We start from the raw sequence: 24346 nt of genomic DNA on the forward strand, positions 1-24346 counted from the left end.
TCAATCCAGCGCCTCATAATCTTCCCTAGAGACGGGACGCAGCGATTGAGTCACACCTGTCAGCTCTAGCGCTTTCGAGAGATAATAAGCGAAGAAACCCGCAATCACGACACTTCCGAGCAGACGCAGGCCGATGAACAACGTATAGTTCCATGCCGTCAAGGATTCAATGTAGCCGTAATAGAAATCAAGGATAAGCGATCCGGCTGCCGCGCCGACTGCGGCCAGACTCGTTACAAGCAGATTATTTTTCCGGTACAGGAACAGGGCAAAAAACAGCTCCGCCCCCAGCCCCTGCAGCAGTCCGTAATACAATGTGGAAATCCCCCATTCGCTGCCCAATAAAGCGCTGACGGTTGAAGCGGCCACCTCCGCCAGAACGGCCACCCCCGGCTTGCGGATAATAAGATAGGCAAACGTTCCTGCCATAAACCACATTCCATAAGTAATTTGCTCCGCATGCAGGCCCAGCGGTTTAACCATGTCATAAGCCGGACCCCAAATTTTGTACACAATGCCGAATACCACCGCAATCACAATGGTGACCAGAATATCGGTCAGTTTCAGCTTGCTTCCCCTTTTAGGACTCAATGCTGTCATATCCTCTAACTCCCCCATTCAAAATAAAATAAAAAAGCCCGCCCCGATCCGGGCAGGCAGCTGCGCAGTATGAATTCATTTGCTGTCAGTTATCCCGGCAGGGCAGACTGCGGGAAACAGCAGGCAATCAGCTGCGGCGTTTCCGCCTGCAGGGCTGTTGCATGCATACTGACTGCATTTGTTCTTCTCTACGCTGGCATTACCCAGATCAGATTTCACGGTCGGCGGCATGCGGCCACCCTCTCAGCCTGACTTCATCAAGCTCCCGATTCTTTTTGGAATCATGAATAATGTACACCACATTTACAAAGCTGACAATATCCCGCCTGCAATAGTCCCGGAATACATTACCGGTTCAGACAGGGTTTCACTCTTCATAGGAATGTAGTATACTCATAAAAAAACGAACAAATGTTCCTACACAAGGAGGCATTGCCCATGGCTCGAAAAACCTATGAACAGACGACGACCAAGCAGACCCTGAACCGGGTTAAGGCCGAAAGCATGCCTTTTGACTGGTCCATTAATCCTTACCGCGGCTGTGCGCACGGCTGCCATTTCTGTTATGCCAGAGCCTTCCAGAGCTATATCGGCAAAGAAGCGGACGATGAGTTTCAGAACCATATTCTCATGAAAATGAACGCACCCGAGGCGCTGGAGGCCCAGCTGTCCCGGATGGCGCGCAAATATAGCTATGATATCGGCGAATTGGTGGACCGTATAGGCCACGTTGCCATCGGCACCGCAACCGATCCTTATCAGCCGGTGGAAGGTAAAACGAAAATTACGCGCGAATGTCTAAAGGTGCTTGCGAAATACCGGATTCCCACCAGCATTACGACACGCTCCCCTTTGATTTTGCGTGACCTCGACGTGCTGCGGGAAATGAATATTACCTCTGTAAATATCAGTCTGGGCACACTCCACACGGAGATTATCCGCAGGATGGAGCCTGCCGCCCCGCTGCCGGGCAAACGGCTGGAGACTGTCGGAGAACTGTCTGCAGCAGGGATACGAACCGGATTGTTCATCGCTCCCATTCTTCCCTATCTGACCGATTCGGCCGAAGATCTGAAGGGTCTGTTCTTGGCTGCACAGCAGCATAAGGCATCGTTTGCGATGACCTCCATACTGAGGCTGACACCAGACGTAAAAGCATGGTTTCTGCATGCCTTGGAGCAATACTACCCTCATCTTCTGCCCGCATACAGGAAGCTATATAGAGGAGCTTATGCAGATTCCGATTACAGGGAGGCGAAGAAAGCGGAAATCCGCAGCCTGCGTGTGCAATACGCCCTGCAGGACGATGTACCGTCCACTCCCCAGACCGCGTATATCAGCCAGGCAAGCTCCTGTCCAATGACCCCTTTTGAGCATGCTCTATCCCCTTCTGTTTCTAAAACCGGTCCGGAAGTGGAGCAGCTCAGCTTTCAATTCTAGCACGGACAAACAAGTCTGAGGACATGTCCCACCGTGATCCTCAGGCTTGTCTTGTTTGCGCAAATTATTCATCTAACATAGATATAATGAGCCTTAAAACCCATAGACGAATATCATCAATTCTGTTAAAAAATGTGTAGAAAGATAAATATCTTTCAAATCCCATAGACAAGGAGGTTATTCATCATCAAGCTCACATTACCAACCTATAGGTAAAAGAGTGTTGACCATTTGATGAAACCGCTGAACCTTCCTTCCGCTTTTACTCCACTAGTATCCAGACCGATCAGTCTTCTGCTAACAGACTTTATTTGTCCGTGCATTCCATAACATTCTGAAACTCCATACTCAGAAAGGCAGGAATCGATATGTTAAAATTCAGCCTTCGTTCTTTCAAAAGAGTGGGCCGCCTATGGTGTACACCGCTGCTCTGCCTGACGCTTGCCGTATCTGCACTCGGCTTGACCGGCCCGGCTCCCAAGGCGAGCGCAGCCGGAGAACAAAAACCTTTCCCGCAGCAGATCAGCTATTCGGGAGTCATCAAACCCAATCATGTAAGCCAGGCGTCCATGAACCAGGCCGTTGCTTCCTATTACGATTATTGGAAGTCGGCTTACCTGCGTAATGATCTGTCCTCCCTGCCCGGAGGATACTATGTAAGAGGCGACATCACCGGCGACGCGGAAGGCTTCGAGCCGCTTGGCACCTCCGAAGGCCAGGGCTATGGCATGGTCATCACTGCCCTGATGGCTGGCCATGATCCGAATGCCCAGACCATCTATAACGGCTTGTTCAAAACGGCGCGGGCCTACAAAAGCTCCGGCAATCCGGCCCTGATGGGATGGGTGGTTGCGGATGACCCCGCAGCCCAGGGACATTTTGGCTCAGCCACAGACGGAGACCTTGACATTGCCTACTCCCTTATCCTGGCCCATTACCAATGGGGCTCCGGTGGTGCAGTCAACTATTTGCAGGAAGCGACCAATATGATCAATGCTATTAAATCCAGCTACGTGACCACCAACAACGGGCTTAATCTGGGCGACTGGGACTCCAAAACGACCTATAATACGCGCCCGTCCGACTGGATGCTCAGCCATCTGCGTGCCTTCTATGGGGTCACAAACGACCAGACCTGGCTGAATGTCATCAATAACCTGTACAGCAAATATACGCAGTTCAGCAGCACGTACTCACCGGCTACCGGCCTGATTTCCGACTTTGTCGTGGGCAATCCCGCTCAGCCCGCCGGCCCGTGGTTCCTGGATGAATCCCAGTATACGGGAGCCTATTACTACAACGCTGCCCGTGTTCCGCTGCGCATCGTCATGGACTACGCGCTGTACGGTGACCAACGGGGTAAAACGATCTCCACCAAAATCGCCGGCTGGATCAAAGGCAAAACCGGCGGCAATCCGGCCAATGTCCGGGACGGCTACCAGCTTAATGGAACGGTGTTTGGCGGATATGCTACCGCCGTGTATGTAGCCCCGTTTGTTGCGGCAGGTGTGTCCGATAGCAGCCATCAGGCCTGGGTCAATGCCGGCTGGGACTGGATGGTCAGCCACCGCGAGAATTACTTCAGCGACTCCTACAACCTGCTCAGCATGCTGTTCATTTCAGGCAACTGGTGGAAGCCCGGCTCCGGTGGAACGCCGCCTCCCGCTTCAGGCACGAATCTGGCGGCGGGAAAGAACGCACAAGCAAGCTCTATGGAAGCAGTCGGCTTTGAGCCTTCACGCGCTTTCGATGGCAGTACCTCGACCCGCTGGGCCAGCGCGGAAGGCATCGACCCGCAATGGCTCTACGTGGATCTGGGGAGCACACGGAGCATCAACAAGATCATCCTGAACTGGGAAGCCGCCTATGCCACCAGCTACCAAATCCTGGTGTCTACAGACGGCGGCAACCCTGTCAATTTGACGACGGTATATTCCACGACCAGCGGACAAGGCGGCATCGAGACAATTGACTTCCAGGCTGTAAATGCCCGTTATGTCCGCATGCTGGGTACAGCCAGAGGCACACCGTACGGATATTCCCTGTATGAATTCGGCGTATATGGGCCAAGCTGATATAGCACCCAGGCCATAGACTTCCTCGTTAATGAACCCCGGTCAGCAGCAAATTTTGCCGCTCCGGGGTTCGTTTATTGGGAATTACGAGGATCCTGCTTCGCTAAGCGTTCCATACTTCCTGCAGTGCGGAACGAAAGAGCTTATCCAACTGCTGGTCATATGCATCCTCAGCCTGCCTCAGCGAAGGAGCGGTCTGTTCGTAATAGGCGATTCGCTCCTGAATAAAAGCATTCAAAGGTTTAAGCTGTGGCTCCAGATCCAGCTCCTCCCCGGCTTTCTTGCGCTCCAGCAGCTCTGTAATGATGTCATACAGCACGGAATCGGCCGGAAGCTGATCTTCGATCAGCTTATCGAATAAAATCGGCGGCATACTGTCATGATTTTCAATCCAGCCACAGGCCAACAGCGGGCGAAGGACATAAAAGTATTTTTTAATCTTCACCTGTTCGCCCTGCAAATAGTCCCGGAAATTGCCCTTCGCCATGTTCAGATAATGATACATACATGACTTCGGTGAAAAAGTTAAGGGCGAAATACCCCGGATTTGCTCGGCAACAGAATACTTTTCATAGTACGGCAGTGGAGATTGCAGCCATTCCAGCAGCGGCGGATTTGACTTGCGAAACAGCTTCAACGCCTTTTTCAAATCCCAGCCATTGATATCGAGCATGCCGCTTATGGGCTTCTCAATCACATCCCTCTTCTCAAAGAGCGACAGATACCATTCCACCGGCCGCACATATATAAACCGCACGTCATAATCGCTGTCCCGGGACGGAAATCCCCACGCCCGGCTGCCGGATTCGCATGCATATATGATTCTGACCTGCTCCTCCCGCTCAATACGCCGCAGTTCTTCCAATATTCTGGTGTTCATTTCAGTTTCAGACATGTGCTTCTCTCTCCTCTCGTTGCATCCGTTTAGTACCTGTATCATCTCCTATTCCTTTTCTCCTGAAAACGGTGAAAGTATGACGAGACCCCCCAAGATTAAAAATTCCTGTTACAATGTGGAAATGGGCTTTATTTGAAAACGGGGGGCTGAATATGGCCAAAGAAAGCTTCGACAAAGAAATCCAGTTCCTGCGCATGCTCGTATTAACGAGTGGCGCATACGGCCGTCAACAGTTTGCCGAGCGGCTCGGGATTTCTGTACATACGTTTGACAAGACATTGCGGCGCTTGAAGGAGATCGTACAAACCGTGCAGCGGAGGCTGCCGGAAGATCAAGGTAACGATTTTGCCGAAATGCTGCGTTATACCTATTATGATTCAACAGACCCGCTGCTGCTGTTTCTGTTCCGCGCCAAATCACTCAAGGAGACGGAAAGCGTGCGTCTCAGTAAAATCGTAACTGCGCTGCAGGAGCAGCCGCTCACCGTGCTTGAGCTGCTGGATCAATGCTGCAGCGATCTGCCTCCCGAGGCCGCTCTGCCGGATGAGAAGACCGTGCGCTCTGACCTGAAATACCTGGAGGAGGCTGGGGTCATCCGCAGGGAGCCTGGAGGAAGACCGTACCGTTATGCTGTTCGGAATGAATTGATCACTATGCTGGATGATGAAGAGCTTAACAGGTTGTATGATTTTGTGGATATTATGGCCAACACTCATCTTCCTTCGGTGCAGGGGTACCTGCTGCGCGACAATCTGAAGAAATCGCTGCGCCGCCTCTCTGCGGAGCGGGACATTGCAGAGCCTTTTCTCTATAAATATCACTATTATTCCCGCATTCTGGACGAAGCGCATCTGCATCCGCTGCTGCAGGCCATCCGGCAGCGCCGCAGCGTCTCGTTCCTATACTTTGCCGCAGGCAAGCGCAGCATGTACGGGTCCCGGAACACCAATCCGCTTTTTGCCAAAGAAACCGATGGCCGACTTCAGCGTCTGCTGCCGCTGCAGGTCGTCCATGATCACCAGTATGGCCGCTGGTATTTGCTCGGATATGACCGGCGGGGCATTGTCAAGATCAGAATGGAGGGCATTACACAGCTTCAGGAGGAAGAACCCGTATCAGAGGAGGAATTCACCGCCAAGCTGCAAGTGCTGGAAGAGCGGACACGCTGCAGTTGGCTGATCGATACGGGGCAGCCCGTGAAGATTAAGGCCCGTTTCTTCCGGCCCGAGGGGGCGAAGCGTAATTTCATTAAAGAACGCGTCCTCCTGCAGGGGCAGTGGGGAACCATCACGGAAGAAGACAGCGATTCCTTCATTTATGAGATCACGGTCAACGGCACAATGGAGATTAAGCCGTGGCTGCGCAGCTTCGGTTCAAGCTGCGAGGTGCTCGAACCTGCCCGCCTGCGCAGCGAATTCATTGCGGAATGGAAGGAGATTCAAGCGTACTATGAGCCTGTTCGAGAAAATATTTAACTACCAGCTTATTTCACGGCTCGACGAATCCGGCGCTTTTGCCACTACTTCGCAGGAACGGTCGTGGCTGCGCACGATGCTGGCGGACACGGCTGCCGAGAAGGCGTTTCTGCCGGTAACACTCGCCAAGTTGCGTTCGCTGCTGGAAGAGGATGAACCGCTTGATCCTGCCTCCGCCCTTGCCGAGAAAGCGGGCCTCCCGCCCGCTTCAGTCTTTCATCCGCTGATCCCCGAGCTGCGCACATGTATTGTGAACCATGCCGGGATTCGCATTTCCTTTCGGCTGCGGAACGGCAAGATGCATGAGGATTTGCATGGCTTTCCCTACAAGCTGGAATTTTCCATGGTCAAGCGGGACTGGTCCCTGCTCTGGTATAACATGAGGCATCGTTCCTTCATGTGCACCAAGCTGGAGAACATCGTTTCAGTCAGAGAGATGCCCCTTGACCCGGAACAGGCGGCCCAACTGGCGGCACGCATCGATTCCATTGTAGATTCGCGGAGGGAGCAGGCCGTCCTTGAAATTGTTCCTTTATATAATCCCGAGCTCTCCCGTATCCTGTACGCCTTCTCCTGCTTCGAGAAGGATGTGGTCTACCTGGACGAAACAGACACCTACCGCATGACCGTGACTTACCAGGCGGATGAATCTGAGTACGTGCTGTCCAAAATCCGGTTTTTGGGCAAAAGGGTCAAGGTGGTGGAAGGCTCATACCTCCTCTCCCGCTTGAGAGAAACGGCCTCCAAAGCTCTGGCTCGCTACGGTGTCACGTAGTAGAATCCCTGTGTTTATGCGCTGCTTTGGAAGGCTTTCTTCTCAGGCCCGTTGTCAGTTAAACTAGCGTTGCAGCACATCAGGCAAGGTACATTATCAGGACTACAAGTTGTCTTGTGCAAGAGGGGATGAAGCTAAAAAAGTCGAGAACAAGAGGCTCTTCTGTTCTCGACTTTTTTGTCAAATCGGAAATCAAAAAGGATTGCCGATTTCCTCATTTAGTTTGGGCATGCACGGTGCCTCAGGTCAATAAGCCTTGTAAAGTACTCCGTTTCAAAGCCGACTGCATTATGGCAGAGCTTTCCCTCTTGCACTGACATACAGGGTGTACCATTCTTCCCGGGTCATCAGCTCCGCCTGACGTTCCGCATCCTGACAAGCAGTAATGCGTTCAGGATTGGCCGTACCGATGACTGGCTGGATCAGGGCTGGATGCTTCATCAGCCAGGCGAGCACAATCGCCTCCCGCGTTGTCCCCTTTTCCTCTGCCAAACGCTTGACCAGCTCTGCTGTCCGCACAATATGCTCAGGCTCATCCTCCAGCGCTCTGCCGGAGAAGCGTCCCTGCGCGAGCGGCCCCCAGACCTGGATCTGGATATCCTTCGTGCGGCAAAACTCCATTAAGCCTTCTGCAAACCGCACAGCCGTGCCAGCCTGCTGGTTGACATGTACTGTTTCATCAAGGAAGTGCAGATGCGCCAGGCTCATCTCCAGCTGATTGACGACAAGCGGCATGGACAGGCTGCGCTCCAGAAACTGGATCTGCCCTGCACTCATATTCGAGACACCGAAATGACGGACTTTGCCGGATTCCTTCAGTTTTGTGAAGGCAACGGCCACCTCTTCCGGCTCCACCAGCGGATCTGGACGATGAAGAAGCAGCACGTCCAGATAATCCGTGCCCAGCCGTTTAAGGGACCCTTCTACCGATTCAAGAATATGCGAATAGGAGAAATCAAACATGCCCGGCAGTTCCCCCTCTGCCAGACGAATGCCGCACTTGGATTGAATCACAATCTGCTCCCGCAGGCCTGGCTGCGCTTTCAGAACCTTCCCGAATGTTTCCTCCGCTTTGCCTTTGGCGTAGATGTTAGCATGGTCAAACATTGTAATGCCGATGGAGCGTGCGGCTTCCACCGCTTTTTCAGCTTCCTTTATATGATCCTGCGTGATAGGCTCGCTGTTCCAGCCCCCGCCAAACGGCATGCATCCCAGTACCAGGCGGCTGTCCGTAATCCCCCGCTTCTCAATTGGCATGATTCTCATAGTGCATCTGTTCCTCCTCCGATTGGGATAAGTATAGAATGGATTCACGATCCACTCTATCTTACACCCAACCGGAGCAGGCTGTCATGAACTAATTGAAACGTTTACATTTGAAATATTCAACCAAAAATCCCCATGCTTATGTACCGCTCGCCAGTATCAGGGGCGATGCACAGCACACGTTTACCCTTGCCGAGACGCCGCGCTTCCTGCAGCGCCGTCCATACGGCGGCCCCGCCGGACGGGCCGATCAAAATCCCTTCCCTCACGGCCAGCTCCCGCACAGTCGCGATCGCATCCTCATCCTCAACCTGGATAATCTCATCATAAACTCCGGTGTTCAGGATGTCTGGAATAAAGCCGGGGCTTGTCCCCACCAGCTTGTGAGGACCGGGCTTTCCTCCGGACAATACCGGTGAGCCCTTCGGCTCGACCACCACGATCCGGATCTCCGGCAGATGTTCACGCAGCACCTCACCAGTGCCTGTGATGGTGCCTCCTGTGCCGGACGACGCCACAAATACATCCAGCCTTCCTTCCATCTGCTCCAATATTTCCAGGGCGGTCGTGGTGCGGTGAATGTCAGGATTCGCTGGATTTTCGAACTGCTGCGGAATGAAGCTGCCTTCAATTTCCGCCCCCAGTTCCTGTGCTTTGCGGATGGCGCCCGGCATCCGTTCCTCGGCCGGGGTCAGCACCACCTCGGCTCCATAGGCCTTCAGGATGTTAATCCGCTCTTTTGTCATATTGGACGGCATGACCAGGATCGCCCGGTAGCCCTTGGCGGCGGCATTCATGGCCAATCCGATTCCCGTATTGCCGCTGGTCGGCTCAATGATCGTTCCGCCCGGACGGAGGCGCCCGTCCTTCTCCGCCTGGGCGATCAGATTATAGGCCGCCCGGTCTTTCACACTGCCGCTCGGATTAAACATCTCCAATTTGACATAGACATCGGCATCCTCCGGACCTGTCAGCCTGCCCAACCGGACACAGGGGGTATCCCCGATTAATTCAGTTATATGTTGAACCACTTTGGCTGTCATTTGATCCCCCGCTCCCCCTCACCGATCAGGTCCAGAAAAGCCGCAGGCAGCCTGAACTGCCGGTTGTTGACGAGAATACTGCTGAATTCGTCCTCCGATTGCAGTGCATTGTTCTCCTTGATCTCCTTGATGTCGGTATGGAGGCGTTCCATTTTGCGGTCCAGTTCATCCGCGGCATCAGCGGCAGCCTTCAACTCCTGCAGGAGATGCTCCGGAACGGACTGATTGTATTTGTAAAATATTTTGTGCTCAAGACTGGCCCAGAAATCCATCGCGATGGTGCGGATTTGGATTTCTACGCACACCCGCTCCTGACGGTCCGACATAAACACCGGCACCTCCACCAGCATATGCAGACTTTTATACCCGTTCGGCTTGGGGTAGCGGATGTAATCCTTGATTTCCAGAATCGTGAGATCATCCTGATTTTCAAGCATGCTCTTAACCCTGTAAATGTCTGAAATAAAAGAGCAGGTAATGCGGAGACCGGCAATATCCTTAATGTTTTTTTTGATCTCATGAAGCGATATTCCGCTGTTTTTCCGGTATATTTTTTTCATAATGCTTTCCGGAGACTTCAACCTGGATTTGGTATGCTCAATGGGGCTGTAATCATGCAGGGATTGAAACTCTTCCTTGAGAATTTCCACTTTGGTTTCAATTTCATCGAGCGCAAATTTGTACATCATCAAAAAACGTGTTAACTCGGTTTTAATCTTTTTAAACTGTTCTATCTGTGCTTGTTCACCCATGCGGAATCTCCTTTGCTTGTAAAGCGCGCGCCCTGGTAACGGAAAGCTGTACAAAATCTTATCCGTGCTGATTAGGCGGCAAACGATTATGTAATTATCATATCATTGATTGGCTCAGCTTTCGAATTTCAGCCTGTATGCAGACCTGCCGCTGCAGGTTTTTTAAATTTTTACGTTTCCTTTATCCATGACAGGCTGTCAAATGCTATACTGAACAGAAACCGATAGATACATACAAATAAGGATAGGAGAATGAATCTTCATGAATACTAGCAGTCCCAATGTAAAGGGAAAAGACCGCTTTCCCTTCTCTTTGCTATGCCTGACGCTTGGGGCCTTCGCCATCGGGATGACCGAATTCGTCATTATGGGTCTGCTTCCCAATGTGGCTCAGGATTTGGGGGTGACGATTCCCCAGGCCGGGCAGCTGATCACCAGCTATGCCATCGGCGTTGCTGTCGGCGCGCCCGTGCTGACGATCCTCACCCATAAGGTTCCGCAGAAAAAGCTGTTATGTCTGCTGATGATCATTTTTATTCTTGGAAATGCCTTATCTGTCATCGCGCCAAGCTACGGTTTTCTGATTGCTGCGCGTATCGGAACTGCCTTTGCTCACGGCACCTTCCTTGGAGTCGGGTCCCTGATGGCCGCCCGCCTTGTCCGTCCGGAAAAAAGGGCCGGGGCTGTGTCACTGGTTCTGTCCGGACTGACCGTCGCCAACATTGTTGGCGTGCCGTTCGGTACGTTCATCGGACAGCAGCTGGGGTGGCGTGCGTCTTTCGCCGCCATTGTCATTATGGGGTTAATCTCCCTGGTAGGAATCATACGCTTTATCCCGGTTATGCGACAGGATCAGCATACAAGCATTGCCCAGGAAATCCGGAGCCTTGTGAATCCCCAAGTGCTGCTGATGCTGCTTACGGGGGCGTTTGCTTGTGCCAGCCTGTTCGCGGTATTTACTTACATTACACCACTGCTGATGGATATCAGCGGTTTTGCCGAGGCAAGCATCACATGGATTCTCGTTCTTTTTGGCATTGGGGTAACTATCGGAAACATCGTCGGAGGACGGCTGGCCGACTGGAAGCTGATGCCGTCCCTGATCGTCAACTTTGGCGTACTGGCCGTCATTCTGGCTGTACTGACCTTTGCTCTCCAGAGCAAAGCCCTGGCGATCATCACCGTCTTTATTTGGGGAGTCGCCGCGTTTGGCATGATGCCCGGGCTGCAGGTGCGCATCATGAACCTGGCGTCCGAAGCTCCTTTGCTCGCATCGACCAGCACCCACTCCGTGCTGAACCTCGGCAACGCCAGCGGCGCTTTTCTAGGCGGTGTGGTCATTACGTACATGGGGCTGCAGCAATTGCCTTGGGTATCCGGGATCATTGCTCTGGCCGGGATGGCGGGAGCGCTTGCCAGCCTGGCGCTTGAACGCCGTCTGAACTCCACTGACAAGCAGCCGGTGAAGCTGGGCAGCTCAGCCTAACTATATTTTTAACAATGAGAGGGACTTCCAGACAGCAGACTTGGAAGTCCTTTTTCAGCTTTAACCAGAAGTAGCAAATTTTCCAGTTAGCAAGCGAGTAAACAGGCGAAAACATAACTTTATCGTGGGAGTGTGAAATATGAAAAAAATATTATTGGCTTGTATCATGATAATGATGATGTTAGCATCGGCTTGTGGAAATGTTGAGACGACATCAAATCCAAATACCTCTAGTGAGCCTAAACCTGCAACGGAAGAGTCTATTATTCCAAAAAACACAGCCGATTGTCTTAATACAGAAGTTATAAATTTGGATAGTGAAACTGAGAAATATTTCTATGGAACTTGGAAAGTTGAGAAGCTTTTAGGATTTGCAAATTCATATAATGATGCTTCTGAATATCCAACAGGACAAAAATTTATTGGAGATGAAATTATAATCAAAAAAGACTTTTTTTCATCAAAAGGACTAAAAAACTATAAGGAATATCAATATGAACTAAAAAATCCAATATATAAGATTACAGCGACATGCTATAACTCTGACTCTTTTTATAGATTGTATAAAATAGATATCCCAGACTTAAATATAAATGATGTAGTAAAAGCAGTAGATATAAGTGACATATCTACAAAACTTAGCATACCTGTAAGTGTAAGTTTTTTTGTTGTTAATAACGGTAGGCTTATCTTGTTATCAGAGGCAACTATTTTTGAGCTTGAAAAAATGACTGATTAAATGAAGGAGCCTAGCCATTTTCTGTCTTGTGCTAAGGCTGGGCGGATGCAAGCTACTCTCCTTCATGCTCCAGCACAAACAGCCCTTCATCCTCCTCCCACTCTACATAAGCGAGCTGCTCGCGGTCGTCATAGCCCATGCGGTGCAGCTCGGCAAACAGCCAATTTATATCCTTTCCGATCTTGCGCAGGTTCTCTTCGTCAATCTGGCCATCCTCCAGCATCCGCAGGGCATAATCCGGCTTCTTGTCCTCCAGCTTCAAGTCACCGCGCTGTACATTGTCGTACTGCGGCTTTTTCAAAATGCTAATTGAACCGTTGGTTTCAAAGATCGCATAGGCGACTTCCTTAACCGCGAACACATCCTTCTGCCGCAGCAGCATGCGCAGCTGCTCCAAATCGAGACGATTGCGCTTTAGCTCCTTCAGATTCACCTTGCCATTCCTGATCAGGATGGAAGGCGCTCCTTCAAGCGGGCCGCGCAATCTCTTCACATACTGGGTGATTTTCTCGAAAACGTAAGACAATATCGCCCACAGCATCAATGCAAACAGCAGCTCGGGATAATGAACATCGTCCTGGTAGATGGTATTGCCAACCAGCTCGCTAAGCACCAGGGATGAGACGAAATCAAAAGGCGTCAGCTGGGAAATTTCTTTTTTTCCGAGAAAACGGGTCAGCACCCATAACCCGGCAAAACTGATTGCCAGTTTAAAAGCGATCATTCCGTAATCCATCGTGTTCCCTCCCTCGTTCCGGATAAAATTAATTACCCAGTTCACCGGAGGCGCCTCTAGGAATAATTGTCATCTGTCAAAGCACCTGTTTTCAGTGTTCACGTACAACAATCCATTCCTTTTGAATACTCATACATAACATGCATTATCACTCAAAGGAGGTTGATAAAATTTGTCTATTAACAAGTATTCTACCGGCCCTGTCGAAAATGCCGTTGGTAACGTCGGTGCTCCAGGGGAATCCAGAACCTTTTTTGTCAAAGCGTTAAATAACGGACACAAAGCAGCTAGAGTAAAAATTTTGTTATACCGTTTGAATGGCTCCAAGGTGCTTGTGGAAACCAGAACCTTCACACTCCCCGCCCAATCCTCTAATTTTCGGGCTTTGAATGTTGCAAATTTACTGCAATTTGAGGTTCAAATCAAAACAGACAGCCCCCGTGTGCTGGTGTCCGGATGGGGTAAGAACGCAAAAGGACGGCTCGTGGCCGCACATCGTTTTGTCCAGGAGGAACTGATTAAAATCAAGAAAAAACGGCGTCATCACCTCGGCGCTTAAGCATAAGAAAACAAAATCCCCTTCCTCTGGTCGATCTCGGCACAGAGGAAGGGGATTCATCTATAGAAGCGGGGAAGTGTGGGAATTTTATTCATGGTCGCCCCAGTCTATGTCAAGCTCCCAAGAGGTTGAATTCTCCTGTAACATACGGTCGCCAAAGCTTACGTTTAATCCTCTATTCCCCTGGACATTCTAAATTTTACATTGAGGATTAACAAAGGAGGCGCTGATGAAATGCCGCAGTGGGCTCTGGTCATTTTACATACGCTTGTTGCCATTCTGGTACTGTTCGTCATCACCAAGCTGCTCGGGAAAAGACAGGTGTCACAGCTCTCCCTGTTCGAATATATAACAGGGATTACGATCGGTAGCCTTGCCGCATACATCCCGCTGGAAAGCCCTGATACCTGGTACCTCGGTGTCCTCTCGCTGGTTGTATGGAGCCTTGTTTCTCTGGCCATCGAATACTTCCAGATCAAAAGTCAAAAATTCAGAAACATGGTGGATGGAACGGGAACGGTCCTCATCAAGGAAGGAAAAGTGCTGGAGGACAATTTGAGAAAAGAACGTGTATCCATGGAAGAGCTGATGAGCCAGCTGCGCAGCAAAGGAGCCTTCAAAGCCGCGGATGTGGAATTTGCAGTGATGGAGAATAGCGGCGAAATCAACATTTTGCTGACCAAAGAGAATCAGCCTCTTACGGCAAAAATGATCGGGCTTACCCTGCCTGCCGAGAAGGAACCGCAAAGCGTTGTGGTGGACGGCCAGATCCAGGAGAAAGAACTATCTGAAGCGAAAAAGGATAAAAAATGGCTGCAGTCCGAGCTGGGCAAACGCGGCGTAGAGCTGAGTGATGTGTTTCATGCACAGGTAGAATCAGACGGCCGCCTGCACCTTGACCTATATGATGACAAACTGCAGTCCGGCCAGCCTGCACAGCCCAATACGCTGTTGGCCGCGCTTGAGTCCTGTCAGGACGAGTATAAAAAGCAAACTGCCAATGCCAAGGATCAGCGCAGCAAGCAGCTTTATGAAGAAGGTTATGCCCAAATGACAAGGCTAATCAAGGAAACCCGGAAGAAGTTAAACGCCAAGAGCTAAAAAAGTCTGCCCCTGCCAAAAATCAGCTTTTCCTCACATCCCGGCATCCGCCTACATAGGATGTAAGAAAAACATCTGGAAACTAACGGATCGGGGGCAGAACATACAGATGGCAAGATTATCATTTGAAACGTCCTTGCGCAGCGCAATCGTTGCGGCGGCGCAAGCGTTGAACCGCAGCGGTGTCTCTTTCGCCACCTTTGAACGTGCTTACTGCAACCAGCGTTTCTGGATTCTGACCTCCAGGGGCGGATTCCAGATCAGACCGGAGGTTACTCCTGCTGACGGGATACGCAATATATTTTTGGAGGGCCGAAAATACGGGTTTGAATGCGCCACCGCCATGGTGATAGTGCTGTACAAGGCGGTGCTGGATTCCATCGTGGAGAGCGAGTTCAATCGCCTGTTTGCAGGCATGCTGCTGTATGACTGGCATTATGACAGTGATTTGCGCCTGATTGAGGTGCAGGGCAGCAGTCGCTCCGTTCCGGGGGACATCCTTTATTTTAAAAATCCGGATGTGTCGCCCTTTACACCTGAATGGAAAGGGGAAAATGCCATCAAGCTTGGTGATGATTTATACTACGGCCACGGAATCGGCATCCGTTCCGCAGAAGGAATTATCCAGACACTGAATAGCCACCGCCGTCCCGGCAGCACGGTATCGGCCTATTTAACAGATCAGGTCCTTTATCCGGATTTCAATTATTTGTCCCGTTTCGCACCAGGCTACAACACAGCTGCGGATACAACACCGCAACGGATCGAAGCGGGCGAAGGCGCGATCACGGCCGCCGTGGGCAGACGCCAATATATCCGCTACTGAATGCGGAAGGATTACGCAAAAAAGAGCATTCCCGTTCGATTTTATTCCGGGATGCTCTTTTTTTGATTCATGGCATTATGCGGATCGTTCATCCTGGCCGCCAGTATTGTTATTCCGTAACTTAAAAGAAGGACGAGCCCATTATGCCAACTTCATCCTTCTTGTGTGAAATTACATATTTAATAGGGGATTTGATTTAGTCGTCGTCCCCGTCGTCGTCATCCCAATCATGATCATCATGGTCTTTATCCACGGAGAGGACTTTGCCGGTATTGGCATCAATCTCCACATCGGCCTTACCGCCGCTGATGCTCACTTCAACCTCATATTCTAGGCGGCCGCCATCCCGGTCAAGGTCCAGTTCCAGCACTTTACTGCCCCCAGCCGCTTTGAGGGCAATCTTTACCGCTTCCTGTCTACTTACCTTCGCTGCCGCAGCGGAAGCCGTGGAAGCTTCGGTTTCGTCCGCCGCTTTATAATCGTCATCACCGGCATCATCATCCGTCCTTACACCCAGCGACTTGCCTGTATAAGCATCGATCAGCACATCGACATCCTGACCGCTGCTCTTCTCGATCTCTACCTCATAGTATAGAGCGCCGCTGCGGTTTCTTTCCAGTTCCACGCTTTCCACGGTTCCCTGCACAACAGCCAATGCCTGCTGGCTTGCCATAGCAACCCCAATTCGCTGCTTGGTATTCTGACCGTAGGTTGCCGAAGACGCATTCGCCTGGCCAAGCAGGGCGTCAGCACCGTAGATGCCGCCAAGCAGAAGGGCTCCAGCCAGTATGCCGATTCCCAGTTTCCGTTTTGTTGTCATCATGTCGATTGTCCTCCTCATGTTTCCAGCTGCTTACGTTATCAATATAACGGAGCAAAATGAGAACATAAGGAAAGCTAAATTAAAATTTGATGAGAAAACGCTAAAAATCAGCGTCACCCGCCTCATCTTCGTTCCGGTGCTATTCGTCATCCTCCTCCGGGTCATCCTCTTCATCCCAGGCTACCGACATAATTACCCCGGATATGGCGTTCACCTGCACGATAGCTTCGCGCTCATCGGGGGTATCAATCTCAACAAGATAGTACCGCACTCCTCCTTCAGTCCTGAAGTCCACATCTTCCACTTTACCCTGTACCTGCTGCAGGGCGATGTTTTTGGCTTCTTTGTCTGTTACAATACGAGCCGTTCTGACAGGCTCGGCATCCTCTTCCAGCTTCTCTTTCCCCTCATCCTGCTTGCCGGCTGAAACTGAATCTGAAGTAATCTGCGTATCGGTGCTTGCCTCCGCCTCTGCTCCCTTCCCATTCTTCATCTGAGTCTGCTGAGCCGCTTCGTCTGCTGACTGGCTCTCCCCTTGCTGTTCTGTCGGAAATGCGGCAGCCAGCTGCTCCTGTGAAAGCTCGCCGTCCAGCCGCTCAATCGATAGTATACTGCCTTGCTCCGCATCCACTTTCAGCTCATACAGGCCTGTGTGGGACTTCATCTGAAGCAGGTAAGCATCGCTTTGCAGCGAGACATCCAGCACTTCACCGGGATACTGGGCCAGCACTGCCGATACCGCCTCTTCCTCCGACAAAGCAGCGGCCTTGTTCTTCTGCGCATTCCATACCGTGCCGATGCTTATGATGCCTGCAATCAGCAGCACCGCACATAGGCTCCACAGGATAGGTTTCATTGAGTCATCACCTCGGGTTCATTGCTATTCCCGCAGCATACTACGGCCACATTAAAATTGGATGAGAACTTGGACTGCCCGGCTTACTCCTCCGGGCTTGCCTTAATCCAAATGACGGCAGTCGTCCCGACTCCCTCCAGGCTGTCAAGTTCCAGCCGGATGTCTGTAGCCTCGGCAATCTCAGCGGCAAGGGCAAGCCCCAGCCCGGCTCCGCCGCTTGTTCTCTTTCTTGCCTCATCCACTCTGTAAAACCGGTCGAACACCTTAGTTAAATGTTCTTTGGGAATACCAACTCCGCGGTCGGTGATGCGGATGAAGCGCTCCGCATCCGATTCGCCCACCGTTAGGGTGATCTGATCCTCGCTGTACTTGCGCGCGTTATCCAAAAAGATAAACAACAGCTGCTTCAGCTTCTTTTCATCGGAGTATGCATAAGCCGCCCGGCTTCCCGCCGCTTCCACCTCGACTTCACGGCCGTAAGCGTTGCGGAACGCCTTGGCAGATTCCGCCGCCAGCCGGAACAGGTCGATCTTCCCCTTCGTGACATTCCACTGCTCCTTGGGACTGGCCAGCAGCAGAAGCTGCTCCGTCATTTCCTTCATCCGCACGGCTTCGGAATGAATAGCATCCACGGATTCCTGAAACAGCTCGGGACGCTCCATCCCTCGCCTTTTCAAAAGGCTCGCATAACTTTCGATAATCGTAATCGGCGTTTTCAGCTCATGGGAAGCATTGGATACGAATTTTTCCTGCTTCTCATAGTTGCTCTGAAGCAGGTCGATCATTTCGTTAAAGGTGACGCCCATATCGACCAGTTCATCCCTTGACCGGGTATCCAGCTCCATCCGTCGAAACCTCCCGCTTCTCCGGATCTCCTTCATCGTGGACGTCATGCCTTTGATCGGCTGCATGATCAGGCGTGCCAGCACCCGGCTGGATATGAGCACAGGCACCAGCGCCGCCGCCGTAACTCCGATCAGTACCAGCCGCAGGGCCGCAAGGGTGTCCATGACAGCCTGCATGCTCTCCGTCAGCTGTACGTTCATAATTTCACCGTTCGTCCAGATGACGGGAACGGAGACCAGAATATAGCTGTGGCCCTCAAATTTTATTCTTTTCACGGACAGATTCGGATTATAAACGGCTTCCATTCGGCTCAGCTGTGAGGCAGACGGGGAGGTTACCGGGGCCGGTCCCTTCCCCTGCTGCCGCACGAGCCTCAACATGCCGTCAACAGGAACATACGCGCGCAGCAGCTCCTCTACGGCGATCTGGCCGGAGGCCTGGCGCATGCCCGCCGCTATTCTCGCCCCTTCCGCTTCCGCCCGCTGCATCTGGCTGCTGTCGGACAGGGAGCTGAACGTATAATAAATGGAAAGATTCATGACGATGAGCAGAACGGTGAAAAGGACGGACGAGTACAGATGGATTTTGCTGCGCAGTCTCACGGCGCCTCCCGCAGGACGTAACCGACGCCGCGTACGGTATGGATCAGCTCCGGCTCACGGTTAAAATCGATTTTTTTACGGACATAGCGAATATACACGTCGACGACATTAGTCTCACCGGCATAGTCATATCCCCACACCGCCGCCAAAATCTGATCACGATTTAGAACCTGCCTCTTATTACGCAGCAGATAGACCAGCAGATCGAATTCACGGGGCGTAAGCTCCACGGGATCATCCCCGCGAATAACCTCCCGAGTGCTTTCGTTAACCCTCAGGTCGGATGCCGTCAGCCAGGCTTCCGTATTCACGCCGCCTGCTGACGCAGCGCGCAGCCGGAGAGCGGCACGGATACGGGCCAGCAGCTCCTCTATCTGAAACGGCTTAGTTATGTAATCGTTCGCCCCGAGATCCAGGCCGGATACTTTATCCTCGACAGATCCCTTGGCGGTCAGCAGCAGAATGGCCGTCTGCGAATCCTGGGTCCGGATGCGCCGCAGCAGCTCAATACCGCTCATGCCTGGCAACATGACATCCAGCAGGATCAAATCGACACCGCCTGCACGGTATACTTCCAGAGCATCCAGACCATTATCGGCCTTAAGTACACGGTAGCCCTCACATTCGAGTTCGATTTCAAGCAGCCTTGCGATCTTCTTCTCATCCTCGACGATCAGTATGCACTCGTTCATTCCCTAGTTCCTCCCTGCTATCCATGGGCCTCCGGCTGCATTATCCCTTGGCAAGCTCACGATGGAGCAGCGACAATACGCCCCGCAGTTCTCCGACCGGAAGCTGCCCCGGAGCGGACGAACGGCCGGCCGAGCCGAAGGTGACAGCCGAACCGAACAGTTCGCCGGCCAGGCGGCTGATCACCCCTCGTCCTGTCATGGACATCGTAATGAGCGGGCGATCGGCATGCTGCTCTCTCATGATGCGCGTAGCCTCCAGCAATGTGAGAACGTCAGCCGTGCTTTCCGGCATGACTGCCATTTTAACGATATCCCCACCCAGCTCCTGGGCTCTGCACAGCCTGGATACAATCTCTTCTGCCGGAGGGGTTTTGTCAAAATCATGATTGGACAAAATGACCGCCACCCCGGACGCATGAGCGGCTTCAACCAACTCTGACACATACTGCTCCTTGTTGAACCACTCGACATCGATCATGTCTGCCTGCCCCGTGGCTGCAGCCGCTTTATTCAAAGCCACATAATCGGCAGGAGCAATGGGCCGCTGCCCTCCCTCATCAGCGGTCCGGAAAGTAAACAGCAGCGGAACCTCTCCGAGCTGCACGCGCAGCTCGTTCAGCGCTTTCTTCACCCTTTCGATATCATCCGCATGCTCGTAAAAATCGACACGCCACTCCACGATATCAAGATCAAGCGTACGCAGCTGCTCAACTTCTGCAATCAGCCTGGACAGAGTCTCCCCCGTGATCGGCACGCATATCTTGGGCTCTCCTTCTCCGATGACCACGTTTTTTACCTGGACTGTTTTGTACATCGTCTCTGCTCCTTTGGCATGTCTTCGTCTATTATTAATCTACAACGGCCGCTCTCAGCTCTACAAGCGTCCGCAGCACATGATCGATCAGCTCCGGAAGATCCTCCATCTGTTCTTCGTTGATTTTGCGGCGGAAATCTAGCTGCATCGTATTCAGGAATGACTCCGCTTTCTGCCCGTAAATATAACTGATCCGCTGCGCCAGATCCGTGGTCTGCCCCCAAATTCCGCGCACGGCCTCTTCCAGCCGCGGACATTCAGCTGACACATCCCGGACAGGCAGCATAAACCGCAATTGCAGACGGCAGCCCGGCTCCTCTCCCTCCTGCTCCAGAATCTCCGCAGCCAGCTCGCGCAGGGAAGCCTCCAGACGAATCTCGGCCGTAATCCTCTCATCCCCGGACACCTGGAACCGGATGGCGAATTCTCTCGCCATCACCGACATCTCCAGCCTGTCATCACGCCCGGTGACACGAATCACGCCATCAATATTATCCAGATCATAGATCTGGTTCTCTATAGCCACTTTTAAATTATCAAATACGGTGGGATCAAACACGGTTTTTTTCACCTCTGCAGATATGTATAGTCCATTTCAGCACACAGGATTGCCGCCGTGCAAAGCAAGAAAGCAGGCCTTCTGCGGCCTGCTGCTCCACGTTTTCCCTTAATATTGCGTGTTCAAAAAGTCAGGTTTTCAGCACCGAGAAGGTTGAATGAAGCCTGGGACTGAGGAGCGGAGCGTACTTAGGGTACGTGAGCACCGGAGGGCCCGGCTGAATTCAAGATTCGATGTCGAGTCCACTTCCTGATTTACTTCGTGATCAAAAGATGACTTTTTGAACATCCTCTATTATATCCTTACGATTCGTCGGCTGCAAAGCGTAGCCCAATCTGCTGTCTCGCTTCCTCCATCACCTCGGCCACCGCCAGCGAGTTGGCATGGGAATTGATCTTGCTGTCCCGGTCACCACACTTGATCATATCGATAAACTCAAGGGCTTCATAATACATCGGCTCATGAATTTGCGGTTTGGTCAGGTCTTCCACATTGCCGTCCCGATAATGAATTTTCACATCGTACGGCTGGTTGATCTTGTCAATGACCATCGTCCCAAGCTCGCCCTGGATTTCCGCAGGAAGATAGGAGTTGGAGATTTTGGAGTGCATCACCACACCCTCCATATCCGGGTAACGCATGACCATGCTTCCTTCCCCGTCCACGCCGGAAGCCAGCATGACACCGGTAGCTTTCACCAAGTCAGGCTTTCCAAACAGTGTGACCATTGGATAAAGACAGTAAATGCCCAGGTCCATCAACGAACCGTTGGAAAATTGAGGATTGAACGCATTCAGCAGTTTTCCTTCTTTATAAGCATCGTAACGGGAGGAATATTGACAGTAGCCGGCAAAATAGCGGCGGATCGGGCCAAGCTTGAAAAGATTTTCCTGTATTACTTTAAAGTTCGGCATGAGCGTAGATTTGAGGGCTTCCATCAGCACCACGTTGTTCTTTTCCGCTGCGGCGATCATCTCCCTCACCTCGCGCGCATTCGAAGCCATCGGCTTCTCGCACAGGACATGCTTGCCATGATTCATGCACAGGATCGCCTGCTCCGCATGAAGCGAATTCGGACTTGCGATATAGACGGCATCCAGGCTGCCCTGCTCAAGCATTTCCTGCAAATCCGTGAAAACCTCAGGCATATTGTATTGAGCGGCAAAGGCTCTGCCCTTCTCTTCCGTGCGGGAGTATACAGCGGTCAAAGCGAACTGCTCGGTTTCAAGCGCCCCCTGAATGAAGCGCTCCGTAATCCAGTTAGTTCCGATGATGCCGAATCGTATCAAAACATCTCATTCCTTTCACGAATAGTTATCATGATGACTATTTTCTCACTTGCGCATGTACCTGTCCATACAAATCCTGTATATGCCATTTCTTTTGCCGGACGGAAATTGCAAAAAAACACACATTAATGATGATAAAACGTTGTTTTACGATGTTATAGAGCTGTTATATTCATTTTAAAGATCGTTTAACGAATAAACAAACCCGGACCGCATCAGCGTATAGTGCAGGCTGATATCGAGCCGGGTCTTTTCTGTGATTACTTTTGATCCACTGATTCTATTTGCTCACTTCAACCTTGGCCAGTTTTTCATAATACTGAACCAGGCTGCCATGGTCGCTGTCTCCAAAGCCATCCACCTTCAATGCCTGCATCATTTCCATGACGCTGGCCGTCAGCGGCAAGGGCACACCTACTTCATGGGACGTTTCCAAAACATTGCTTAAATCCTTGATATGCAGATTAATCCGGAAACCGGGATCAAATTTGCGCTCCATCACAAGCGGCGCTTTGGCATCCAATACCGTGCTGCCTGCAAGCCCCCCGCGAATAGCCTGATATACGAGCTCAGGTTGAACACCGACTTTACTTGCCAGCACAAAAGCCTCCGACATCGCCGCAATATTAATAGCCACAATGATCTGGTTCGCAAGTTTGGTGACATTCCCCGCTCCAATATCACCTGTACGAACGACCGAGGCGGCCATCGCCTTCATCACATCATAACATTGATCAAAAACTTCCTGTTTTCCCCCGACCATGACGGAAAGCGTACCCTCAATCGCCTTTGGCTCTCCCCCGCTGACTGGAGCATCAAGCATTTCAATGCCTTTCTCCGCCAGTGCTGCCGCAATCTCCTGACTGGTCAAAGGAGCAATGGAGCTCATGTCGATCACCACCGTGCCCGGCTTGGCTCCTTCGAATATTCCGTCTCTGCCAAGCACAACATCTTTCACCTGGGGTGAGTTGGGCAGCATGGTAATCACGATATCCGTCAGCTCCGCTACGCGCTTGGGCGAAGATGCAGCCGTGGCGCCTGCTGCCACCAACTCTGCCGCCGCTTTATTGGTCTCAAGCACGACCAGCTCATAACCTGCTTTGATCAAATTTTTGCTCATCGGTTTACCCATAATTCCAAGGCCAATAAATCCTATTTTCATATCCTATCCCTCCAAAGTTTTAAAAAATGAATATCAGAGAGCGCCCATGTCCTGCAAAATACTTTTCAGTTTCGTTCGATTCACCTCAGAGGCGGCTGTATTTGGAAGAATCGAGGCACCTACAGGGACACCAATCAGATTCATGGCTTCTTTTGTGACCACAGGAAAGCTGGCCAGATTAAACGCCATCCGGAGCGGCGCCAGTTTAAATTGTGCTTCCAGCGCTCCCTGCAAATCTCCATTGATATATTTGTCATATATTTCAACGACGAGAGCCGGTACGATGTTAGCGGTTGATGCCACACAGCCCACAGCTCCATAGACCAATGAAGCCAAAATCATGACATCTCTGCCGGCCATCACTTTAAAGTCTTTGCTTCGGGTCCTGCGTATATATTCTGCAGTCAAGGTCATGTCCCCGCTGCTGTCTTTCATACCAACCAGGTTTGGGATATCAGCCAATCTTTCAATAAGGTTCGCGGAAATGTTATTTCCGACGCGATCCGGATTGTTATAGAGAAGAACAGGGAGAGATGTTGCTTCCACTATTTTGCGAAAATGCTGGTACAATTCTTCCTCCGTGGGTGTGAGGAACATAGGGGGCAGGATCGTCAATGCCTGGGCCCCCAGGGCTTCCCCCATTTTTGCCAGCGTCACACATTCCTTCGTCGTAATCGCACCAATTCCCATGTATACGGGAACTCTTCCGTTAACCTGATCAATGGTAGTACGAACGGCTCTCTCCTGCTGCTCACGGTCCAATCCATAAAACTCTCCATTGCTGCCAAGCGATAAAATCCCGTGTACCCCTCCGGCAAGAACGTGCTCCACCACGTTGCGAAGCCCTTGCTCATCCACAAGTTCATTTTCGTCTACCGGTGTCACAATAGGGGGGATGACTCCCCGAATCCAGGTTGTATCCATGTGCACTC

Annotated in this window: 24 protein-coding genes and 1 pseudogene; 10 read left to right on the forward strand and 15 right to left on the reverse strand. The window is 51.6% G+C overall.

Annotated features, from left to right (window positions below):
* Complete coding sequence (locus ACE5KN_RS15485; protein ID WP_375524615.1) at positions 1 to 600, reverse strand: ECF transporter S component; 600 nt, start codon at positions 598 to 600, stop codon at positions 1 to 3.
* A gap of 438 nt (positions 601 to 1038) precedes the next feature.
* Here ACE5KN_RS15485 and ACE5KN_RS15490 point away from each other — a divergent pair, with 438 nt between their 5' ends.
* The 3 genes and pseudogenes from ACE5KN_RS15490 to ACE5KN_RS15500 all read left to right on the forward strand — a co-directional run bounded on the left by ACE5KN_RS15490 (position 1039) and on the right by ACE5KN_RS15500 (position 4115).
* Positions 1039 to 2040, forward strand: coding sequence for an SPL family radical SAM protein (locus tag ACE5KN_RS15490; protein WP_375524616.1), 1002 nt, complete (start codon positions 1039 to 1041; stop codon positions 2038 to 2040).
* Positions 2041 to 2531: 491 nt separating this feature from the next.
* A pseudogene (locus ACE5KN_RS15495) lies at positions 2532 to 3680 on the forward strand (family 8 glycosyl hydrolase); the annotation flags it as partial.
* Between the two features lie 39 nt (positions 3681 to 3719).
* Entirely contained in the window at positions 3720 to 4115 is a 396-nt protein-coding gene (locus tag ACE5KN_RS15500; protein ID WP_375524774.1) for a discoidin domain-containing protein, read from the forward strand.
* A gap of 103 nt (positions 4116 to 4218) precedes the next feature.
* Here the strand turns inward: ACE5KN_RS15500 and ACE5KN_RS15505 are convergent, their stop codons facing one another.
* On the reverse strand, positions 4219 to 5010 hold the full coding sequence (locus tag ACE5KN_RS15505; protein ID WP_375524617.1) for a nucleotidyltransferase domain-containing protein: 792 nt from the start codon (positions 5008 to 5010) through the stop codon (positions 4219 to 4221).
* A 155-nt stretch (positions 5011 to 5165) separates the two neighbouring features.
* On the opposite strand from ACE5KN_RS15505, the gene ACE5KN_RS15510 reads away from it, so the two are divergent.
* Together ACE5KN_RS15510 and ACE5KN_RS15515 are read left to right on the forward strand one after the other, a co-directional pair.
* Positions 5166 to 6488, forward strand: a complete 1323-nt coding sequence (locus ACE5KN_RS15510) for a helix-turn-helix transcriptional regulator (RefSeq protein ID WP_375524618.1) — start codon at positions 5166 to 5168, stop codon at positions 6486 to 6488.
* Positions 6463 to 7263 carry a WYL domain-containing protein gene (locus tag ACE5KN_RS15515; protein ID WP_375524619.1) on the forward strand — a complete coding sequence of 267 codons (801 nt, stop codon included), beginning with the start codon at positions 6463 to 6465 and terminating at the stop codon, positions 7261 to 7263. The genes ACE5KN_RS15510 and ACE5KN_RS15515 overlap by 26 nt, the downstream gene beginning before the upstream one ends.
* 288 nt (positions 7264 to 7551) lie before the next feature.
* Here ACE5KN_RS15515 and ACE5KN_RS15520 read toward each other — a convergent pair whose 3' ends face one another.
* The 3 genes from ACE5KN_RS15520 to ACE5KN_RS15530 form a co-directional block, all read right to left on the reverse strand.
* Complete coding sequence (locus tag ACE5KN_RS15520) at positions 7552 to 8529, reverse strand: aldo/keto reductase (protein ID WP_375524620.1); 978 nt, start codon at positions 8527 to 8529, stop codon at positions 7552 to 7554.
* Positions 8530 to 8648: 119 nt separating this feature from the next.
* Positions 8649 to 9572 carry a cysteine synthase A gene (gene cysK, locus ACE5KN_RS15525; RefSeq protein ID WP_375524621.1) on the reverse strand — a complete coding sequence of 308 codons (924 nt, stop codon included), beginning with the start codon at positions 9570 to 9572 and terminating at the stop codon, positions 8649 to 8651.
* A complete protein-coding gene (locus tag ACE5KN_RS15530; protein ID WP_375524622.1) occupies positions 9569 to 10324 on the reverse strand; it encodes a GTP pyrophosphokinase in 756 nt (251 codons plus the stop codon). The genes cysK and ACE5KN_RS15530 overlap by 4 nt, the downstream gene beginning before the upstream one ends.
* A gap of 262 nt (positions 10325 to 10586) precedes the next feature.
* On the opposite strand from ACE5KN_RS15530, the gene ACE5KN_RS15535 reads away from it, so the two are divergent.
* Together ACE5KN_RS15535 and ACE5KN_RS15540 are read left to right on the forward strand one after the other, a co-directional pair.
* Positions 10587 to 11810, forward strand: coding sequence for an MFS transporter (locus tag ACE5KN_RS15535; RefSeq protein ID WP_375524623.1), 1224 nt, complete (start codon positions 10587 to 10589; stop codon positions 11808 to 11810).
* A gap of 139 nt (positions 11811 to 11949) precedes the next feature.
* Positions 11950 to 12549 (forward strand): hypothetical protein, encoded by a 600-nt coding sequence (locus tag ACE5KN_RS15540; protein WP_375524624.1) that lies wholly within the window; start codon positions 11950 to 11952, stop codon positions 12547 to 12549.
* Positions 12550 to 12601: 52 nt separating this feature from the next.
* Here the strand turns inward: ACE5KN_RS15540 and ACE5KN_RS15545 are convergent, their stop codons facing one another.
* Positions 12602 to 13285: a YetF domain-containing protein gene (locus tag ACE5KN_RS15545; protein WP_375524625.1), complete on the reverse strand. Its 684-nt coding sequence runs from the start codon at positions 13283 to 13285 to the stop codon at positions 12602 to 12604.
* 172 nt (positions 13286 to 13457) lie between these two features.
* On the opposite strand from ACE5KN_RS15545, the gene ACE5KN_RS15550 reads away from it, so the two are divergent.
* The 3 genes from ACE5KN_RS15550 to ACE5KN_RS15560 all read left to right on the forward strand — a co-directional run bounded on the left by ACE5KN_RS15550 (position 13458) and on the right by ACE5KN_RS15560 (position 15771).
* Entirely contained in the window at positions 13458 to 13844 is a 387-nt protein-coding gene (locus ACE5KN_RS15550; protein ID WP_375524626.1) for a hypothetical protein, read from the forward strand.
* Positions 13845 to 14078: 234 nt separating this feature from the next.
* Positions 14079 to 14945, forward strand: a complete 867-nt coding sequence (locus ACE5KN_RS15555; protein WP_375524627.1) for a DUF421 domain-containing protein — start codon at positions 14079 to 14081, stop codon at positions 14943 to 14945.
* A 109-nt stretch (positions 14946 to 15054) separates the two neighbouring features.
* Entirely contained in the window at positions 15055 to 15771 is a 717-nt protein-coding gene (locus ACE5KN_RS15560) for a protein-glutamine gamma-glutamyltransferase (protein WP_375524628.1), read from the forward strand.
* A gap of 196 nt (positions 15772 to 15967) precedes the next feature.
* On the opposite strand, the gene ACE5KN_RS15565 is transcribed toward ACE5KN_RS15560, so the two are convergent.
* The 9 genes from ACE5KN_RS15565 to dapA form a co-directional block, all read right to left on the reverse strand.
* Positions 15968 to 16594 (reverse strand): PepSY domain-containing protein, encoded by a 627-nt coding sequence (locus tag ACE5KN_RS15565; protein WP_375524629.1) that lies wholly within the window; start codon positions 16592 to 16594, stop codon positions 15968 to 15970.
* A 139-nt stretch (positions 16595 to 16733) separates the two neighbouring features.
* The gene (locus ACE5KN_RS15570; RefSeq protein ID WP_375524630.1) at positions 16734 to 17450 is read right to left on the reverse strand and encodes a PepSY domain-containing protein; all 717 of its coding nucleotides are present in this window, start codon (positions 17448 to 17450) and stop codon (positions 16734 to 16736) included.
* 83 nt (positions 17451 to 17533) lie between these two features.
* Positions 17534 to 18898 carry a sensor histidine kinase gene (locus ACE5KN_RS15575; RefSeq protein ID WP_375524631.1) on the reverse strand — a complete coding sequence of 455 codons (1365 nt, stop codon included), beginning with the start codon at positions 18896 to 18898 and terminating at the stop codon, positions 17534 to 17536.
* The gene (locus ACE5KN_RS15580; protein WP_375524632.1) at positions 18895 to 19590 is read right to left on the reverse strand and encodes a response regulator transcription factor; all 696 of its coding nucleotides are present in this window, start codon (positions 19588 to 19590) and stop codon (positions 18895 to 18897) included. Before ACE5KN_RS15580 ends, ACE5KN_RS15575 begins: the two co-directional genes overlap by 4 nt.
* Before the next feature lie 40 nt (positions 19591 to 19630).
* Complete coding sequence (aroD, locus tag ACE5KN_RS15585; protein ID WP_375524633.1) at positions 19631 to 20404, reverse strand: type I 3-dehydroquinate dehydratase; 774 nt, start codon at positions 20402 to 20404, stop codon at positions 19631 to 19633.
* Positions 20405 to 20438: 34 nt separating this feature from the next.
* Positions 20439 to 20975 (reverse strand): hypothetical protein, encoded by a 537-nt coding sequence (locus tag ACE5KN_RS15590; protein WP_375524634.1) that lies wholly within the window; start codon positions 20973 to 20975, stop codon positions 20439 to 20441.
* Between the two features lie 290 nt (positions 20976 to 21265).
* Positions 21266 to 22249, reverse strand: a complete 984-nt coding sequence (locus ACE5KN_RS15595) for a Gfo/Idh/MocA family protein (RefSeq protein WP_375524775.1) — start codon at positions 22247 to 22249, stop codon at positions 21266 to 21268.
* 283 nt (positions 22250 to 22532) lie between these two features.
* The gene (garR, locus tag ACE5KN_RS15600; protein ID WP_375524635.1) at positions 22533 to 23414 is read right to left on the reverse strand and encodes a 2-hydroxy-3-oxopropionate reductase; all 882 of its coding nucleotides are present in this window, start codon (positions 23412 to 23414) and stop codon (positions 22533 to 22535) included.
* Between the two features lie 33 nt (positions 23415 to 23447).
* A complete protein-coding gene (gene dapA, locus ACE5KN_RS15605) occupies positions 23448 to 24338 on the reverse strand; it encodes a 4-hydroxy-tetrahydrodipicolinate synthase (RefSeq protein WP_375524636.1) in 891 nt (296 codons plus the stop codon).
* Positions 24339 to 24346: the final 8 nt, after the last annotated feature.

The sequence above is a fragment of the Paenibacillus terreus genome (genome assembly GCF_042138595.1).
Classification (GTDB): Bacteria; Bacillota; Bacilli; order Paenibacillales; family Paenibacillaceae; genus Paenibacillus; species Paenibacillus terreus.